Annotated in this window: 10 protein-coding genes; 5 read left to right on the top strand and 5 right to left on the bottom strand. The window is 57.6% G+C overall.

Features of this window, described 5'->3' with window-relative positions; genetic code table 11:
- Positions 1-431: 431 nt before the first annotated feature.
- The 5 genes from ACWIKB_RS10455 to ACWIKB_RS10435 all read left to right on the top strand — a co-directional run bounded on the left by ACWIKB_RS10455 (position 432) and on the right by ACWIKB_RS10435 (position 8,721).
- Positions 432-1,163, top strand: coding sequence for a DUF4123 domain-containing protein (locus tag ACWIKB_RS10455; protein WP_475266616.1), 732 nt, complete (start codon positions 432-434; stop codon positions 1,161-1,163).
- Positions 1,163-5,941 carry an RHS repeat-associated core domain-containing protein gene (locus tag ACWIKB_RS10450; protein ID WP_475266615.1) on the top strand — a complete coding sequence of 1,593 codons (4,779 nt, stop codon included), beginning with the start codon at positions 1,163-1,165 and terminating at the stop codon, positions 5,939-5,941. The genes ACWIKB_RS10455 and ACWIKB_RS10450 overlap by 1 nt, the downstream gene beginning before the upstream one ends.
- Positions 5,942-5,950: 9 nt before the next feature.
- Entirely contained in the window at positions 5,951-6,367 is a 417-nt protein-coding gene (locus tag ACWIKB_RS10445) for a hypothetical protein (protein WP_475266614.1), read from the top strand.
- 842 nt (positions 6,368-7,209) lie between these two features.
- On the top strand, positions 7,210-7,533 hold the full coding sequence (locus ACWIKB_RS10440; protein WP_054053232.1) for a hypothetical protein: 324 nt from the start codon (positions 7,210-7,212) through the stop codon (positions 7,531-7,533).
- A 351-nt stretch (positions 7,534-7,884) separates the two neighbouring features.
- The gene (locus ACWIKB_RS10435) at positions 7,885-8,721 is read left to right on the top strand and encodes a 23S rRNA (adenine(2030)-N(6))-methyltransferase RlmJ (RefSeq protein ID WP_008025084.1); all 837 of its coding nucleotides are present in this window, start codon (positions 7,885-7,887) and stop codon (positions 8,719-8,721) included.
- 108 nt (positions 8,722-8,829) lie between these two features.
- Here the strand turns inward: ACWIKB_RS10435 and msrA are convergent, their stop codons facing one another.
- The 5 genes from msrA to aceE form a co-directional block, all read right to left on the bottom strand.
- Positions 8,830-9,477, bottom strand: coding sequence for a peptide-methionine (S)-S-oxide reductase MsrA (gene msrA, locus ACWIKB_RS10430; protein WP_475266612.1), 648 nt, complete (start codon positions 9,475-9,477; stop codon positions 8,830-8,832).
- A gap of 198 nt (positions 9,478-9,675) precedes the next feature.
- Positions 9,676-12,369, bottom strand: coding sequence for a sensor domain-containing phosphodiesterase (locus ACWIKB_RS10425; protein WP_475266611.1), 2,694 nt, complete (start codon positions 12,367-12,369; stop codon positions 9,676-9,678).
- Between the two features lie 302 nt (positions 12,370-12,671).
- Positions 12,672-14,066 (bottom strand): alkaline phosphatase D family protein, encoded by a 1,395-nt coding sequence (locus ACWIKB_RS10420; protein WP_475266609.1) that lies wholly within the window; start codon positions 14,064-14,066, stop codon positions 12,672-12,674.
- A gap of 275 nt (positions 14,067-14,341) precedes the next feature.
- Positions 14,342-16,297, bottom strand: a complete 1,956-nt coding sequence (gene aceF, locus ACWIKB_RS10415; protein WP_475266607.1) for a dihydrolipoyllysine-residue acetyltransferase — start codon at positions 16,295-16,297, stop codon at positions 14,342-14,344.
- 11 nt (positions 16,298-16,308) lie between these two features.
- A complete protein-coding gene (gene aceE, locus ACWIKB_RS10410) occupies positions 16,309-18,954 on the bottom strand; it encodes a pyruvate dehydrogenase (acetyl-transferring), homodimeric type (protein WP_475266606.1) in 2,646 nt (881 codons plus the stop codon).
- Positions 18,955-19,114 lie beyond the last annotated feature (160 nt).

Genomic DNA, 19,114 nt, shown 5'->3' with positions numbered 1-19,114 from the left:
TGTGCGGCGGATATATATTGAAAAATCTGAGCAACTCACCTGCTGTTATTGCCAGAAAAATTTGTTGGGATGGGACCCGTTTGGCCGCTTTCTATTCTTCAGTTGCGTAGGCTCATTGTTTATTTTCTCGAGAAACTCTTTGAAAAATGGAGATCTCGACACGAAAGACTTTAAGCGCTTTCCAGTCGGGCTGTGGCGCAAAATTTAGGCCGTCAATGGAATGATGTTTGTTCTAGGCGCAATTTCCATAATTGGAGTGATTATAGGTAAGTTTAAAGGCTGGCGAGCGTAGTAATTAACCTAGGTCGCTATGTTTGAAAAGCTTTAACAAACTTTTTAGGGGTGGAGCTCTAGCTCCATAAACTTTCATTTGATTGTTGTTTTAAATAACAGCGTATTCGATTCTTTCGAGCGCTGCGAGAGCGCTCGTCATGAATACAGTAACGTCCAGTCATTGGCTGCAACTTCGGCCGTTAGAGAATGATGAAAAGTTGTACGCGATCTTCAGCAATGCCAGCGCGGCTGAACCGTTCGTTGCCTGGCAACGCTTGCTCACCGCTCAAGCTCCGAGCCCTATCTGGGCTGACACCGCCTACGCCGAGTGGGAAGCGGTGATGCCCTTCGTGGGAATCGTCGCCGTTGATGGTGGGTTTCTGGAATGGGTCGCTGCAACTGAGTCTCGCGACTGGGGATGGTTGGCGATTTCGTCGGCGAGCCTGGAGGTCGTGGTCGATCACTTGCGAAGTCTCACGCAAGCCCTGCTGCCTAATGACGACAAGGTGTTTTTTCGTTTCTGGGACGGGCGCTATCTGCTGCCGATGCTGCAATCCGCCGACGTCGATGCCGCGCAACTGCTGCCGGTCATCGGACGTTGCCTGATCAATGGCCAGGCACTCGAAATCGGCGGTCGTGCGCTGAAAAGCTCCCAGGTTTTTCCGTGGTGGAACGTCCCCGAGACATTGCTCGAGGAGCTCGCCGCACAGTCTGACGTCACCCGAGTCAACAACCTCTTGAAGTGGCTGAGCGAGGACCTTCCGGACCTGTTCGAGGCTTTTTCCGACAGCGTATTGCGACGCAAGGTCGCGAGTTTTCTTGAAGCGCAGGACCTGCCCCAGGCATCGAAACAAGCCTTGGTGGATTACCTGATGGCGGAGCTGAACTGATGGACCAGATTGTGCGCATCGAGCAGGAGCTCGACAGTTTTCCGAATACCCTTTCCCTCTACCGTGAACAGCTGAAGCACTGGTTGAGCCGGGCGGCGGACAAGGGAAGTCATGCAGCTGATTTGCCTTCGTTGATGGGGATGGAACGGATCGTTCGGTTCGGTCATTCCAGCACCATCGTGAGCAGTGGCGATGACGATTTTTCTTCTACCGTCGTGCGGTGCCCGAAGGGTGGGGCGCTGGAGATCGAGAGCAAGTTTGAATCGGTTTATGACATCCCCGTCGGGAATATTCAGGTCGATGTGATTGCGTCTGAGAGCGGGGAGGTGACGCCGGTCACGCTTGATGAACATGGCAAAGGGACGTTTAGAGGGGTTGAGGGCAAGTTTTACCGCATTCATGTTCACAGTGAGGTCACGCCGCAGCAAGTCGATGATCTTTTCGCTTCCTATGACGGTTTGACGACGCAGCTTGAAGGCTGGCTGCGTGATGAGTGGAAGACGTTTAAACCCAAGTGGTCGGAATCGTCTTCGGCTGCTGTAGGCAATGGATTGCTCGCGGGAAGTTGGGCGGCCATTGAAGGTGTCTGGGACGGCATCGGTCTGCTTTCGGAGATTCTCAAGGATCCCGGAAAGTTTGGTGAGATGTTGGGCGAGAGCGCCGATCAACTGCGTGATCTGGCGGAAAAATCACCAAAAGTGATGGAGCAAGCCCAGCTGCTGGCCAGCGACGAAGCGGCGCTGTGCCTGCTGGTACGCAGCGTCAGCCTCTGGTTGGACATGCTGCCGCCCAGCGAAATTGCCGGTAAAACCGCCGAATCCGTTTCGACCGTGGTGGTGGAGCTGTTGATCGACATCCTGATCGGCATCGTCCTGACGTTCGCCGCAGCGGGGGCCGGTATCGCTTATCTGACGATGCGTCTGGCTAAACGCGCCGCGCAGTTGCTCAGCGCTGTTCTACGTCTCGTGAAAGCGATTTTCACGATCATCAATAACTTCATCAGCTACGTCGACCGCTACAAAAAAATCGCCGCCCGAGGCATCGCCGCGGGCATGAAAAAAGGTCGGATGCAACTGAACTGGAGCGCACGTCGCAACGCTTCACTGAAGAAAGACGAACACCATGACAACGTCCCCGACCAAGCGAAAAACCCCAACGGCGACAGCGCAGATTCTGCGGACAGAACAGCGACCAACAACTGCCCGGTATCGATGGTCACTGGCGAAGAACTGCTGACCCTTACCGACGGCACCCTAGACGGAATCCTGCCCTTCGATTTCACCCGGCTCTATCGCACCAGCGCCGCCGAAATCGACAGCGGCCTCGGTTTCGGCTGGAGCCACACCCTTGTGCATCACCTGGAAATCGATGGCGAAAACGTCATCTGGATTGACCACGAAAACCGTCGCACCACGTTTCCGCTGCCGAATACCGAACGCCCGGCGATCCACAACAGCCTGTCGCGAGCGGCGATTTACCTCGGCGAAGAACCCGAAGAACTGATCCTCGCACAGTCCGGCGACGAGACACGTTTCTACCACTTCCATAACGGTTTTCTGACAGCGATCAGCGACGCGTACGACAACCGTCTGTGCATTACCCGCGACCGCCAGGCCCGGATCAAACGCCTCGACAACGGTGCTGGTCGCGCCTTGCTGTTGCGCTATGACCGCAGTCATTTGATCGCCGTCGATTACCAGGTTTTTCGTCCAGCCCAGACCCTCGATGACGCCTGGCACACCGAGCAGACGCTGGTCAGCTACGACTACGACGAGCGCGATCAACTGGTTGCCGCTATCAACGCTGCCGGCGAAAGCGAGCGTTACGACTACGACGATCAACACGTGATCCTGCAGCGGCAATTGACCGGTGGGGCGAGTTTCTTTTGGGAGTGGGAAAGGTCTGGCAAGGCTGCGCGATGCGTCCGACATTGGGCGTCGTTTTCGCAGATGGACACGCGTTACGTCTGGGATGACGAAGGTAGCGTCACCGTCCAGAACATCGACGGCAGTGAAGAGGTTTACGTTCACGACGACCGGGCGCGGTTGGTGCGCAAGGTCGAACTGGATGGTGGCGAGCACCTCAAGGCTTACGACGACAGCGGCCGGTTGATCGCCGAGCAAGATCCGCTCGGTGCGGTCACTGAATACCGTTACGACGAAGTCGGACGCCTAGTGGCGCTGATTCCACCGGAAGATGAGCCAACGGCCTACGAGTATCGCAACGGTTTCCTGTATGCGCGGCATCGCGGCGAAGCGGTGTGGACGTATCGGCGTAATGCCCAGGGCGACGTCACCGAGGCTGTCGACCCGGATGGGCAAGTCACTCATTACTACTACGGCGCTCAAGGGCAGTTGCTGACCATCCGCTACCCGGACACTAGTCGGCATATGTTCGTCTGGAACGGTTTGGGGCAACTGGTCGAAGAGACGCTGCCGGATGGCGGCGTGCGGCGTTATTCCTACGACGTGCTGGGCCGACGGACTACCAGTCAGGACGAACATGGCGCTGTTACCCGGTATCAATGGGATGACATTGGCCGACTGATTCAGACGACGCTTCCTACAGGCGCCACTCGCGCTTTCACCTACAACGCCTACAGCCAGATTACCGCCGAACAGGACGAGCTCGGTCGCGTTACTCGCTACGAATATGCCGACGATTTGCACCTGGTCAGTCGCCGCATCAACCCCGACGGCACTCAACTGACGTATCGCTACGACAATGCGCAGCTGCTTCTGACCGAGATCGAAAACGAATCCGGCGAAAAATATCAGCTGGACTACACGCCCAATGGATTGATCCGACAGGAAACCGGATTCGACGGGCAGCGCACGGCGTATGCCTACGACCTCAATGGGCAACTGTTGGAGAAAACCGAATTCGGCGATGACGGTTCGACGCTCATCACCGGTTATCAGCGGGACTCCGCCGGACGCTTGCTGGTCAAGACGCTGCACGACGGCATCAAGGTCGAATACCGCTATGACAGCCTCGGGCGCCTGGTCAGCGTTGATGATGGTCACGACCATCCACTGGAATTTTCCTACGACAAGCAAGACCGCCTCATCACCGAACACCAAGGCTGGGGCACCTTGCGCTACAGCTACGACGCCTGCGGCCAACTCAAACGCCTGCGCCTGCCGGACAACAGCAAACTCGATTACCACCACGCCAAGGGCGGCGCGCTGACGGCCATCGACCTCAATGGCGCGCAACTCACCACCCATCAGTTCCGATTCGGCCGTGAGCAACAACGCCAACAAGGCCTGCTGCTCAGCGAATATGCCTACGACGACCAAGGGCGCCTGAAGGCTCACGCTGTCAGCCAACAGCAACGACCGCTGTACCGCCGCGATTATGCCTACACAACCAACGGCAATCTCGACAGCATCGCCGACACCCGCCACGGCCAGCGCAGCTATGTTTACGACGTCCTCAATCGTCTGACCCGAGTTCGCCACACCCGCGACGACCCACCGGAAAGCTTCGCCCACGACCCGGCGGGCAACCTGCTGATGCAAGACCGTCCCGGTCTGGCCAGCGTAAAAGGCAATCGCCTGCTGATGCAGGGCGACCGCCATTACGACTACGACGCCTTCGGCAACCTCACCCGCGAACGGCGCGGCACGGCGCAGAAACTCGTCACCGAGTATCGCTACGACTGCCAGCATCGGTTGATTGCCGTCACTTCACCGAATGGAAGTTGTGCGAATTATCGCTACGACGCCTTCGGTCGCCGCATCGCCAAAACCGTCGATGGCAAGACCACCGAATTCTTCTGGCAAGGCGATCAGGTTGTCGCCGAAAGCAGCCGCGAACATTACCGCAGCTATGTTTATGAGCCCGGAACCTTCCGCCCGCTGGCCATGCTCGACGGCAAAGGCCCACGCCAGGCCTGCCCGTTCTACTACCAACTTGATCATCTCGGCACACCGCAGGAACTGACGGATTTTGGTGGCGAGATTGTCTGGGCGGCGAAGTACAACGCTTACGGAAAGGTCACCGGCCTGACCCATGGCGCGGGTGAACAACTTGAACAGCCGTTGCGGTTTCAAGGGCAGTACTTCGATGCCGAGAGCGGCCTGCACTACAACCGGCATCGGTACTATGATCCGGAGATTGGCCGGTACCTGACGCCTGATCCGATCAAATTGGCGGGTGGGCTGAACCAGTACCAGTACACGCCGAATCCGACGGGGTGGGTTGATCCGTTGGGGTTGAGCTGCCCGCCGCCGGATAAGTCGGATTGTAAGGTACCGGGGGATACGACTGGCGCTAGAGTTGATGAGGGTGAGCCGGCGCTGCCGAAGCTGACGGCGGAGCAGCGGCGGGCGCGGATTGATGAGTTGGCTGAGGCGAATGCTAAACGACGGGTCGAAGAGTTTGAGCATATCTATGACATGCATACTGTTGCTAAGCACAACCCCGAGATACCCGATGCAGCGTTGAAGCAAAGATCTATTGATGGGAGTCATCCAACAAAGCCGGGAGTAAAGGAGGGGGTGAACTCAAGTTCTCAATTCAGTAGCTGGTTACTCCAGTTTCACGCGGTAAATGATGCGGTATCTAGGATGAATCGAAAGCCGCCGGCTCCTACCGGGTTCACAAGCAGAGGGGACCCCGTTGTGAGGAAAGAAATGCCAGGTGCTGGCAGAGGCTATAAGCCAAACAGAAAAGATAAAGATAATCCGAAGTACGTAGATGAGCTAAATTACTCTGAAGTCAGGTTTCGCAGGCAGGATATCAATAAGCCTTATACAGGGTTTCCAGATTAAGGAAGTGCAATGTTAAAGTGGCCCATGTTTGACCTTCCGTTTGAGCCGATGCTTTCATACTGGCTTGGAGGTATTTCTACATATGATCTCGAAGAAACGCTGGGCGCCGAATTATCGGCTTATGATCCGAACGACAAAAGTCAGAGAGAAGTCGTCATAAGGAACTTCATCTTGACGAGGTTTGATGATCTTACGTATAGACACAGATTCTTATTATTTAAGGTGCTTGAGGAGGCGCTAAATCTTCCGGGGTTTGATTTTTTAGCTCAGTTTGAAAATGACTATGATGAAAATACTTGCGTTGCTTGGGACGAAACGCAAATAAAAGATGCTCGTGGCTTTTTTGAGGATATTTATAGGTTGGCTGGCGAAGATTGGAAAGACGACCTTCGCAAGGCGAGTCTTGAAGATCAATCAGCTTGGTGAGTATAAATAAATACTCCAATTTTTTGAGCTTTGTCATGGCTAGACTGTTTACCTGAGTAGGATCTTTTTTGTGTTGAAAGTTATTGGAAAAGAGAAAATTTAGTCATTGCTTGAGAGAGTGGATGATGCAGGCTGCGTTTTTAATTTTGTGGTGCTCCGCGTTGCAAATGATGTAAAGGTCGACGAATCAACTCATCGGCAGGCCTTGGTTAGGCTTCACGAGAAACTTATGAAGGAGTCGGGGATTGGCATAACGAATTAATAAAAAATCCGGAGTATGTGGATTCTGGTGATCCAGATATCAGTTGGGAGTTGGATAAATATGTTGCAACTATTTTGGACGACGTGGCTGTAATAAACTGGGTTAAAGGATTTAAGCGGGAATGGCTTGGAATAGTGGGGTGTTTGACGATCTGGAATCCAAAACATGAAATCTCAGTGCGCTGATTGCCAGCACAACAGACTAAATAGAATGGTGTTTAAAACTGCTGTGGTGAATGCGAAATTTACGGACAAGCCCATCGGAAGTTTCCTTCAACTCGCGTCGGTTTCCATGAACTGGTGTGAAATGTTTTCCATCGATAGTCTTTGGTGGTCACTGAAAATTCAGTGGCGGGGTGTAGGAACCCTTCAAAGTCGTTGGAAATGTATTGGCGTCAAAGCTTGGTTTGCGGCCGTTAACGTGCGTCCGTAAGATCAGTTGCGGCGGCTGTGCGCGGGCACGCTTCGGCGTGGTCGAGTTTTCCAAAGGCCTCGATATTCCTACCCCGCGCATAGCTGCCACCCTAAGCCTGTAGGAAGGCTAATGGCAGTTCCAATTTATAGCCTTTGGAACTTGAAAAATGAAAACCCTTCACCCCGATCCACCCTACGAAAAACCAGTCCCCCATCCCGATAACCGCTACATGGCACTCACCAGCAATTGCAGTGAAATGCCCACCTTATTCGTCGACACCCACGCCCCGCTCGATGTTTTGTGTGACGCTGCCGGCTATCGAATCCGTGCCGTTACCCAGGTGCTTGAGAACCTGTCCATGCGCGGCTCGATTGAGTGTGATTCGATGATTCTCAGTGACTTTGCCTTGCTCTGTGCCATTCCGTTGCGCGATGGGTGTGATGTGCTGGATGTGCTTGGGAAGCGGTTGCGGGCTCGGTCGCCGGAGTAGCATCGGGTAGCTTTTGTGGCGAGGGGGCTTGCCCCCGGGCGGCTGCGTAGCAGTCGTCAAAGCAAGTGGTGTGGTGTACCTGACAAGTCCGGGGTGCTGGTTTTGGGGCTGCTTCGCAGCCCAACGGGGGCAAGCCCCCTCGCCACAGGGGTTGTGGTGGCCGCGGGTATTTTGGGGCTGCTTCGCAGCCCAGCGGGAGCAAGCTCCCTCGCCACAAGGGCAAGATCAAAAGATCGCAGCCTTCGGCAGCTCCTGCGGGGGCGTGTGGTTGTCTGGAGTTGCCGCTCAGCCACCAACCCCTGACGTTAGGCTCGGTACAAGGTAAACTTCCCGGCCTTCGCAGGAGCAATCATGAATTATCGTCACGCCTTCCATGCCGGCAATCACGCCGATGTGTTCAAACACCTGACTTTGACCCGCCTCATCGCCCTGATGTCGCGCAAGGAGCAGCCGTTTGCCTATCTCGACACTCACGCCGGTATTGGTCTGTATGACCTGCAGGGTGATCAGGCGAGCCGTACCGGTGAGTATCTGGAAGGGATCGCGCGGTTGTGGGATCAGCCGGATCTGCCGGAGTTGACCGCCGATTACATGAAGGTGCTGCACGACATGAACCCGGATGGCCAGTTGCGCTATTACCCGGGGTCGCCGGAACTGGCGCGACGCCTGACGCGGCCGCAGGATCGGGTGATGCTCAACGAGAAGCACCCTGAAGACGGCGTGTTGCTCAAGGACAACATGGCCGGTGATCGTCGGGTGAAGGTTCACCTGGGCGAAGGCTGGCATGTGCCTCGGGCGATGTTGCCGGTGCAGGAGAAGCGCGCGGTGATGTTGATTGATCCACCGTTCGAGCAACTCGATGAGATGCAGCGTTGTGCGGCGTCGTTGAAAGAGGCGATTGGGCGGATGCGTCAGACAGTGGCGGCGATCTGGTACCCGGTGAAGGACCAGCGCATGCTGCGACGTTTCTATCAGGACCTGGCCGGCACGGGCGCGCCGAAGTTGTTGCGCGTGGAGTTGTTGGTGCATCCGCTGGATACGCCAAACAGCCTGAACGGTTCGGGGTTGGCGATTGCGAATCCGCCGTGGGGCCTGGAAGAAGAATTGCGTGAGTTGCTGCCATGGTTGTCCAAGAAGCTTGGGCAGACCCAGGGTGGGTGGCAGATGGATTGGTTGATTGCCGAATAAGGTCAATCGATAGGCAAGATCAAAAGATCGCAGCCTTCGGCAGCTCCTACGGGTGTACACAAAACCCTGTAGGAGCTGCCGAAGGCTGCGATCTTTTGCTTTACGACGTTAAATCGGGCAAACCACGCCTGTACCGCCAATCCCGCAATACCCTTCAGGGTTTTTCGCCAGGTACTGCTGGTGATAGGCCTCGGCAAAGTAGACCGTCGGGGCTTCTTCGATTTCGGTGGTGATGGTGCCTTTGCCAGCCTTGGTCAACTCGGCCTGGAACACTTGCTCGCTGTGCTTGGCGGCTGCCAGTTGAGTCGGGTTGGTGGCGTAGATCACCGAGCGGTATTGGGTGCCGATGTCATTACCCTGGCGCATGCCCTGGGTTGGGTTGTGCAGTTCCCAGAACATCTTCAGCAGCTCTTCGTAGCTGACTTTTGCCGGCTCGTAGACCACCAGCACCACTTCGCTGTGGCCAGTCAGGCCGGAGCAGACTTCTTCATAGGTCGGGTTCGGCGTAAAGCCGCCGGCGTAACCCACCACCGTGCTGACCACGCCTTCGCGCTGCCAGAACTTGCGTTCCGCGCCCCAGAAACAGCCCAGGCCGAAGATCGCGAAATCCACGTCCATGGCGAACGGGCCTAGCAGCGGGGCGTCGTGGACGAAGTGTTTTTCCGGCAGGTTCATCGGGGTTTCGCGGCCGGGCAGAGCTTGTTCTTTAGTCGGGAGCACGTTTTTGTTCACCAGAATTTCCGAGCGCAAGACCATCTTCAGTCCCCTCAGTCAGGTTGAATGTAAATTGTCAGACACGCAGTTTGCCCAATGCCGGCCAGTTACGCACTACCCATGTGGGAGCGGGCTTGCTCGCGAAGGCGGCGTTTCAGTCGACATTGATGTTGAATGTGACGGCCTATTCGCGAGCAAGCCCGCTCCCACAGGGTTTTGTGTATTAACTGAAAAGGGCTGTCAGGCAATCGGGCCGCGCGGGTAGCGTTTGAGCTTTTCAATCAGCTCGGAACCCGGGATAGGGCGGTCGAACAGGTAGCCCTGGCCGACGTCGCAACGGTGGCGGCGCAGGAACGCCAACTGCTCGGCGGTCTCGATGCCTTCAGCCACGACCTTGAGTTTCAGGTTGTGGGCCATGGCGATCACCGCGGAGGTGATTTCCATGTCGTCCTGGTTGTCCGGGATTTCGTGGATGAAGCTTCGATCAATCTTGATGATGTCGATCGGGAATTTTTTCAGGTAGCTGAGCGACGAGTAACCGGTGCCGAAGTCGTCCATGGCCAGGGTCAGACCCAGGCGTTTGAGCTGGTCGAGTTGCAAGTGGGTATCTTCGGTGGCCTCCAGCAGCAGGCCTTCGGTCAATTCCAGCTCCAGCAGGTTCGCCGGCAGCGCTTCTTCCTTGAGGATGCTGGCAATGGACGCCACCAGGTCCGGGTCGGAAAACTGCTTGGGCGACAGGTTGATCGCCACTTGCAGATTGCCCAGGCCAGCGGCGGTCAGTTCCTTGCTCATGCGGCAGGCCTGACGGGCGATCCACTTGCCGATCGGAATAATCAGGCCGGTCTCTTCGGCGACGCTGATGAACTGGTCCGGGCGGATCATGCCTTTTTCCGGATGATTCCAGCGCAGCAACGCTTCCATTCCCAGCAGGCGACCGCTGCGCAGGCACAGCTTGGGCTGGTAAAACACATCCAGTTCATTCTGGGTGAGGGCTCGGCGCAGGTTGTTCTCGACGAACAGTTTGTAGCTGGCTTCGGCGTTGAGCGCTTCGGTGAAGACCTGGACCTGATGCTTGCCGTTGGCCTTGGCCTTGTGCAGCGCCAGACCGGCGTTGCGCATCAGTGTCTGCGGGTCGCGGCCGTGCAGCGGCGCGCAGGCCAGGCCCACGGAGCCGGTGACGCTGATTAACTGGTTGTCGACGAACATCGGTTTGTCGAGGGTCGCCAGCAATTGGTTGGCGACCTGCTGGCCGGCCGAGAGGTCGGTGTTGTCCAGCAGCACGGCGAATTCATTACTGGCGAAACGTGCCAGGCTGCCGCTCGGGCTCAGGCTATTACGCAGGCGTCGGGCCAGGCTGATCAGCAGTTTGTCGCCGGTCTGGTGGCCGAGACTGTCGTTGATTCGCTTGAAGTTGTCGATGTCCACCAGCAACAGGCTGATCGGGGTATCGCTGTCTCGGGCGAAGCGTTCGTCCAGGTTGCGGATAAACGCTGGGCGGTTGCCGAGGTTGGTCAGGTTGTCGGTGTAGGCCAGGCGCTCGATACGCTGCTGCGCGAGCTTGGTCTGGGTGATGTCTTCGTAGATGCCGATGTAATGCGTCAGCTCGCGGTTGTCGCCGTAGACCTTGGAGATCGACAACTGGCCCCAGTAGGGTTCGAGGTTTTTGCGGCGACTCTTGAACTCGCCTTGCCAGCTATTGCTCTTGGCCAGTGCCGAGGGCGCGTCGAACAGCAGTTCACTGAGGTTTTCCAGCGCCGGCAGTTCCGACAGCCGCTGGCCGTGGACTTCTTCGGTGCTGTACTGGGTGATCGCGGTGAAGCTCGGGTTGACGTACTCGACCACGCCGTCGCAATTGACCAGCAAAAAGGCGTTGGCACTTTGTTCCACTGCACGCTGGAACAGGTGCAGGGCGCTGGTCGCGGTGCGGCGGTTGTGGTTGTTGATGACTTGGGCGAACTGATCCGCCAGCTCGCCGGCGAAGGCGATTTCATCGGACTGCCAGGCGCGGGTCGCACCGGTCTGTTCCAGGCACAACACGCCGACCACTTGGCCATCGACGCGGATACTGGCGTCGAGCATGGCGTTGACGTCCCGCGGGCGCAGGCTTTCGGCCATGTCCCGGGTGCGCGGGTCGCGGATGGCGTTGTGGGCATCGATGGCGCGGCTGGTGTGTAAGGCGTCGAGGTAATCGGGGAAACTGCTGGCGTCGATCGGCTCCGGCATCAGGTATTCCTGAGTGGCCCGGTGATAAGCCGAGATCGGCACCAGAGTCGAGCCTTCAAGGTTCCACAGGCTGGCGCAGTCGATTTCGTAGATGTCGCAGGCGCAGCGGGTGATCAGTTCGGCGGCTTCTTGCAGGGAGTTGCCGGTGCTGTAGCGCTGGCGGGTCAGCAGCAGGATCAGGTCTTGCTGGGCACGCACCCGGTCCAGATGCTGCAGTTGTTCCTGCTGGGCACGCTGGTTGAGTTCCAGGGCGATTTGCAGGCGTGAGTTCTGGGTTTCCAGGTCCAGGGCCGGCAACAGCGGCTCGCCCTCGAACAGGCCATCCACTACCAGCAAGTAGCCGCGCAGCAGGTGTCTATTGTGTTGTTTGTAGGCTTCGCCCAATTCCAGCAGGCTCAAGGTGCCGGCGGCGGTGTGCAGTGTGTAGCGGATCAGGTAATGCGGGCTGTCGGTGAGTTGCAGCTGGATCGTGTCATGCAGTTGATAGCGCGCTTCGGGCTCCATCAGGCTGGCGTAAGGCGAACCGACCAGCGCACAAAGCTCCACCGCCGGCAGGCCGAACTGTCGCTCGCAATTGGGATCAAGAAACAATAGCGCCCAGCTTGCTTCATTCAGCCGTTCGAAACGCAGCATGCCGAGCCGCGAGGGCACAGGCAACTGCGTCACTACCTCGGCCACCATACGGCTGGCGGCATCGGGTTGGCTTTTCATGGAGGGAAACTCGCTTCGAATATGCTGATCGCGCCGGGCTCTCGCCCTCTTTACTGTTGCCTGCGGCAAGGTTGCATCATTGCGGCACCGACTGACAAGAGACATGAAGGCCAAGTGCTATAAGAATATGTCGGCAGGAGGGAGGATTTCTCCAGCGCACGGCTGAAATTGATGGTTTTGCGAATGGAACGCGGTCCTGTGGCGAGCGAGCTTGCTCGCGCTTGAGTGCGCAGCGCTCACAAAATATTGGGGCCGCTACGCAGCCCGGCGCGAGCAAGCTCGCTCGCCACAGTGGCTGCGGTTTACCGCAATGGAATGCCAACCGACTGCAACAGCTTGCCATCCCGATCGTGGTAATTGACGCGAACCTGCTCAGCCTCCACCACCAAATGCGCAAAATTATCCTGGCTCACGACCCTGCTGGTCAGTTCGTGCCGATACTCCCCGGCCGCCGTCCGTGCCAGTGGTTGATCAAGAATGAACGTCGATGCGCTGGCATACGGCAGCAACTTGCTGTTGCACAGCGGCGAAGAGACGATGGTGTGAACCTCAAAGTCCGGATCTTCACTGTGGGTCAAACGACTGGTAAGGGAGCCGTGGACATCGCCGGAAACAAAGAAGACGTTGTGGATGCGCTGTGTACGAATTGTCTCCAGCAGCCGCAGGCGTTGTTCCGGGAAGGCTTTCCAGGCGTCGTCGCCGAGGTTTTTGCGGTCGGGGTAGAACATCACGCTGGTCACCACGAATTTGACCCGCGCCGGGCTATGGATCAGCCATTTGAGTAGCGCCTGCTCCTGTTCGTCGTCGAGGATGCGTCGATCATCAGGGGACAGATTGCGTCGGGTCCGGCTATCGGTGACAAACCATTCAATATCGCCTTCGGTAAACTGATACCAATACTGTTCCGCTTGGCGACTTATTTGCCCGTCGGTCAGTAGTTCATGCGCCGGGCTGTGGCTGGCTTGATAGAGTTCATAGGCTGCGATGGCATTTTTATACAAGTAATCGTCGCCTTTACCTTTATTGGCCGGCCAGTTGTCTTCGATCTCATGGTCGTCGAGGATCATGTAAGTTGGCGTGCCAGACATCAACTTGCTGATGTTGGGCTGCGAAAAAGCCGCGCGATACTTACTGAGTATCTCCTTATATTCCCGGTCGGGAGCAATGCGGTTCAAGTCATCGACGTAGATCTGGTCGCCGGTCATCAGCATGGCGCTGATCGGCGGGACGGCCTGTTTCGCCAGTTGTGTGATCGACGCGAAGATCCGGTCGCCCAGATGCGGGGCCGACGCGATGCCCGCGGTCATGCGCAAATAACGACACGACCCGACGATGTAGGCGCGGGGCCGCGTGGCTTTGCTGGAACGGGTGCGAAAACGATAAATCTCCCGTGGCCATTGCAATGGCAGTTCCTGCACAGTTTCTACGGTATGCACCGGGCTCATAGGGCTGAACCAACCCGCTTGGTATTCGTACTCGGTATCTTCGTTCAGATGATTTAACGCAATGACATCGGACATGTCTCGCAAAAGCGACAGTTTGGTAAACACGCCTTTTGCCCAGCGTTCATCGCCCACGCGTCGATAACGGATACCGGCAAATACCAACGCGTCATTTTGCGTATCGCCACGCAGGAGAATTCGCACGTGATTAGTTGTAGTGTGGCCAATAATCGGGCCGACAGTCGGTTTGAACATATTCGAATCCATTCGAAGTAGCGCTAACTAAGTTTTTGAAAGTGTCAAAGTTCAGGCTGAACTTTATGGAACTAAGCCTAGTTATTGGTGCGAAAAAAATATCGAGCCGAAGTGGACTCAAGTTGTAGGCGAAGTAAGCCGCAGTTGTAGGAAGGTGGCAGGCATTTTCTGCCAGGCAAAAAAAGCCCCGCCAAATTGGCGGGGTTGAGGTACGAGCGTGGCGCTCGGAAAACGTGGAACGCGACAGGCCCTCCAGTGAAGGAGGGCCGTCGGTGTTACAGCAGGATGGTGCGGATGTCCGCCAGCAGGTCGCTCAGACGCTTGGTGAAGCGTGCAGCAGCGGCGCCGTTGATCACACGGTGATCGTAGGACAGCGACAGCGGCAGCATCAGTTTCGGCTGGAAGGCTTTGCCGTCCCAGACTGGCTGAATGGTTGCCTTGGAAACACCAAGGATCGCCACTTCCGGCGCGTTGACGATCGGCGTGAAGCCGGTGCCGCCAATGTGGCCGAGGCTGGAAATGGTGAAGCAGGCGCCTTGCATGTCGTCAGCGGTAAGCTTTTTGTCGCGGGCTTTGGCAGCCAGCACAGCCGCCTCAGCCGCAAGCTGCAGAAGGCTCTTCTGGTCGACGTTCTTGATGACCGGTACCAGCAGGCCATCCGGGGTGTCGACCGCGAAGCCGATGTTCACGTACTTCTTGCGGATGATCGCTTTGCCGCTTGGTGCCAGCGAACTGTTGAAGTCCGGCAGTTCCTTGAGCAGGTGCGCGCACGACTTGAGCAGCAGTGGCAGGATGGTCAGCTTGACGCCGGCCTTCTCAGCAACGGCTTTCTGAGCGATGCGGAACGCTTCCAGGTCGGTGATATCAGCCGAATCGAACTGAGTCACGTGCGGAATGTTCAACCAGCTGCGGTGCAGGCTCGACGCGCCGATTTGCATCAGGCGAGTCATCGGCACTTCTTCGGTTTCGCCGAAGCGGCTGAAGTCCACGACCGGGATCGGCGGGATGCCCGCGCCGCCGGTTGCGCCACCAGCGGCCGGTGCTTCCTTGGCCTTCTGCATCATGGCTTTGACGTAAACCTGCACGTCTTCTTTGAGCACACGACCGTGCGGGCCGCTTGGGCTGACCGCGCTCAGCTCGACGCCGAATTCACGGGCCAGTTGGCGAACGGCCGGGCCGGCGTGAACCTTGGCGCCTGGCTTGGCTGGAGCAGCGGCGGGTGCAGCTGGAGCCGGTGCGGCAGCGGCTGGAGCAGGAGCGCTCGGGGCTGCGGCGGCAGGTGCTGGAGCAGCGGCCGGCGCAACGCCTTTGACTTTCAGCTTCAGGATCAGGTCGCCAGTACCGACTTCGTCATCCAGCTTGATGGAAACGCTTTCCACCACGCCAGCGGCAGGCGATGGAATTTCCATGCTTGCCTTGTCGGATTCCAGGGTGATCAGCGACTGGTCGGCGGTGACGGTGTCGCCAGCCTTGACCAGTACTTCGATGATCTTGGCCTTGCCCGACGAGCCGATGTCCGGGACGTGAATGTCCTGAACAGTGTCGGCAACCGGTGCAGCCGCAGCGGCTGGCGCTGGAGCTGGAGCAGCGGCGGCGGCAGGTGCAGCAGCCTGGGCCGGCGCGGCAGCAGCAGGGGCCGCAGCACCCGCCACTTTCAACGCCAGGATCAGGTCGCCGGTGCCGACTTCGTCGTTCAACTTGACGCTGATGCTTTCGACCACGCCAGCAGCAGGCGATGGAATTTCCATGCTTGCCTTGTCGGATTCCAGGGTGATCAGCGACTGATCAGCGGCAACAGTGTCGCCGACCTTGACCTGGATCTCGATGATCTGGGCCTTGCCCGACGAACCGATATCCGGCACGTGGATCTGCTGAGTGGTTGCAGCAGCAGGCGCGGCGGCTGGAGCAGGTGCAGCGGCGGCAGGTGCAGCCGCCGGTGCCGCTTCAGCTTTAGCGGGCGGTGCAGCAGCGGCAGGCGCAGGGGCCGCAGCAGCGGCACCTTCGACTTCCAGCTCCAGCAGTTCGTCGCCTTCTTTCAGGCGATCGCCGATTTTCACTTTCAGGCTTTTGACGACGCCGGCCTTGGGAGCAGGAATCTCCATGCTCGCCTTGTCCGACTCAAGCGTCAGGATGCTCTGGTCGGCTTCGATACGGTCGCCGACCTTCACAAATAGTTCGATTACTTCACCTTCACCGCTGCCGATGTCAGGTACTCGAATGAGTTCGCTCACAGATTGTCTCCTCAGCAGTCCAGTGGGTTGAGTTTTTCCGGGTTGATCCCGAACTTGACGATAGCCTCGGCCACCACCTTAGGTTCGATATCACCACGGTCAGCCAAGGCTTCCAGGGCTGCCAACACCACGAATTGACGGTCGACTTCGAAGAAGTGACGCAGCTTTTTACGGCTGTCACTGCGACCGAAACCGTCGGTGCCCAGGACTTTGAATTCCTTGGACGGGACCCACTGACGAATTTGTTCGGCGAACAGCTTCATGTAGTCGGTAGAGGCGATGACCGGACCTTTACGGCCGTTCAGGCATTCTTCGACGTAGCTCAGCTTAGGCTTCTGGCCAGGGTGCAGACGGTTGGTGCGTTCTACGGCCAGGCCATCGCGACGCAGTTCGTTGAAGCTGGTAACGCTCCACACGTCAGCGCCGATGTTGAACTCTTCGCGCAGGATCTTCGCCGCTTCACGGACTTCACGCAGGATGGTGCCGGAGCCCATCAGCTGAACGTGGTGCGCCGCTTCGCGGGTGTCTTCCTCGAGCAGGTACATGCCCTTGATGATGCCTTCCTCGACACCGGCCGGCATGGCTGGCTGCTGGTAGGACTCGTTCATCACGGTGATGTAGTAGAAAACGTCCTGCTGCTCTTCGGTCATCTTCTTCATGCCGTCCTGGATGATCACCGCCAGCTCATAGCCGTAGGTTGGATCAAAGGTGCGGCAGTTCGGGATGGTGCCGGCCAGGATGTGGCTGTGACCATCTTCGTGTTGCAGGCCTTCGCCGTTCAGCGTGGTCCGGCCGGCGGTGCCGCCGATCAGGAAACCACGGGTACGGCTGTCGCCAGCGGCCCAGGCGAGGTCGCCGATACGCTGGAAGCCGAACATCGAGTAGAAGATGTAGAACGGCAGCATTGGCTGGTTGTGGCTGGAGTACGAAGTACCGGCAGCGATGAAGGAGCTCATGGCGCCCGCTTCGTTGATGCCTTCTTCGAGGATCTGGCCCTTCTTGTCTTCGCGGTAGAACATCACCTGGTCTTTATCGACTGGCTCGTAGAGCTGGCCGACGGACGAGTAGATGCCCAACTGACGGAACATGCCTTCCATACCGAAGGTACGGGCTTCGTCCGGGATGATCGGAACGATGCGCGGGCCGATTTCCTTGTCCTTGACCAGTTGCGCGAGGATCCGCACGAAGGCCATGGTGGTGGAAATTTCACGGTCGCCCGAGCCGTCAAGGATCGCCTTGAGGGTGTCGAGGGACGGGGTCGGAACGCTGATGCTCTGCGCACGACGCTGAGGCACGAAACCGCCCAGTGCAGTGCGGCGCTCGCTCAGGTAACGGGCTTCGGCGCTGTTTGGCTCTGGCTTGAAGAACGGCAGGTTTTCCAGTTCTTCGTCGCGTACCGGGATGTCGAAACGATCGCGGAACAGCTTCAGGCTTTCAACATCAACTTTCTTGGTGTTGTGCGCGGTGTTCTTCGCTTCGCCGGCACCGGTGCCATAACCCTTGATGGTCTTGGCCAGGATAACGGTTGGTTGTTCTTTGTGGTTGACCGCTTCGTGGTACGCCGCGTAGACCTTGTACGGGTCGTGGCCGCCACGGTTGAGTTTCCAGATCTCGTCGTCGGACAGATCAGCAACCATCGCCTTGAGTTCTGGCGAGTTGAAGAAGTGTTCACGCACGAACGCGCCGTCTTTGGCTTTGTAGTTCTGGTACTCGCCGTCGATGACTTCGTCCATGCGACGTTGCAGGATACCGTCGACGTCTTTGGCCAGCAGTGGGTCCCAGAAACGGCCCCAGATGACTTTGGTCACGTTCCACTGAGCACCACGGAACACGCCTTCGAGTTCCTGGATGATCTTGCCGTTGCCGCGAACCGGGCCGTCGAGGCGCTGCAGGTTGCAGTTGATGACGAAGATCAGGTTGTCGAGCTTCTCGCGGCCAGCCAGCGAAATGGCGCCCAGGGATTCTGGTTCGTCGCACTCGCCGTCGCCCAGGAAGCACCAGACTTTTTGCTTGCCTTCAGGGATGAAGCCACGGGCTTCCAGGTACTTCATGAAGCGCGCCTGGTAGATCGCCTGGATTGGGCCCAGACCCATGGATACGGTCGGGAACTGCCAGAAATCAGGCATCAGCCACGGGTGCGGATAGGACGACAGACCGTGACCATCGACTTCCTGACGGAAGTTGTTCATTTGGTCTTCGGTGATGCGACCTTCCATGAACGCACGGGCGTAAACGCCTGGCGAGGTGTGACCCTGGAAGTAGATCAGGTCGCCGCCGTGTTCGTCGGTCGGGGCCTGGAAGAAGTAGTTGAAGCCGATGTCATACAGGGTGGCGCTGGAGGCGAAGCTGGAGATGTGACCGCCCAGGTCCGAATCTTTCAGGTTCGTACGCATCACCATGGCCATCGCGTTCCAGCGTACCAACGAGCGAATGCGGCGTTCCATGAACAGGTCGCCAGGCATGCGTGCTTCGTGGGTAACAGGAATGGTGTTGCGGTATGGCGTGGTGATGGCGTAAGGCAATTGCGAACCGCTGCGGGTCGCCAATTCGCCCATACGGGTCATCAGATAGTGAGCGCGGTCTTCGCCTTCTTTGTCGAGAACCGATTCCAGGGCGTCCAGCCATTCCTGGGTTTCGACGGGATCGAGGTCTTGCATGGCTTGCTCCAGGGCGGAAAGGCTTCCAGAATCGGTTGCCTGAGTTTGCGACTGGCCTTGTGGGCAGACGATATAAATTCTTGGATTGCCGAGAGGTTGTTCCGGCGGCGTGTAGTTTTACTACAAATCAACGGGCATTTCAGCCTTTCGAATGTATAGA

It is taken from the genome of Pseudomonas sp. 5Vm1k, assembly GCF_056161485.1.
Note: the sequence above shows the minus strand (reverse complement) of the source record. Positions and strands in the feature narration are given on the sequence as shown.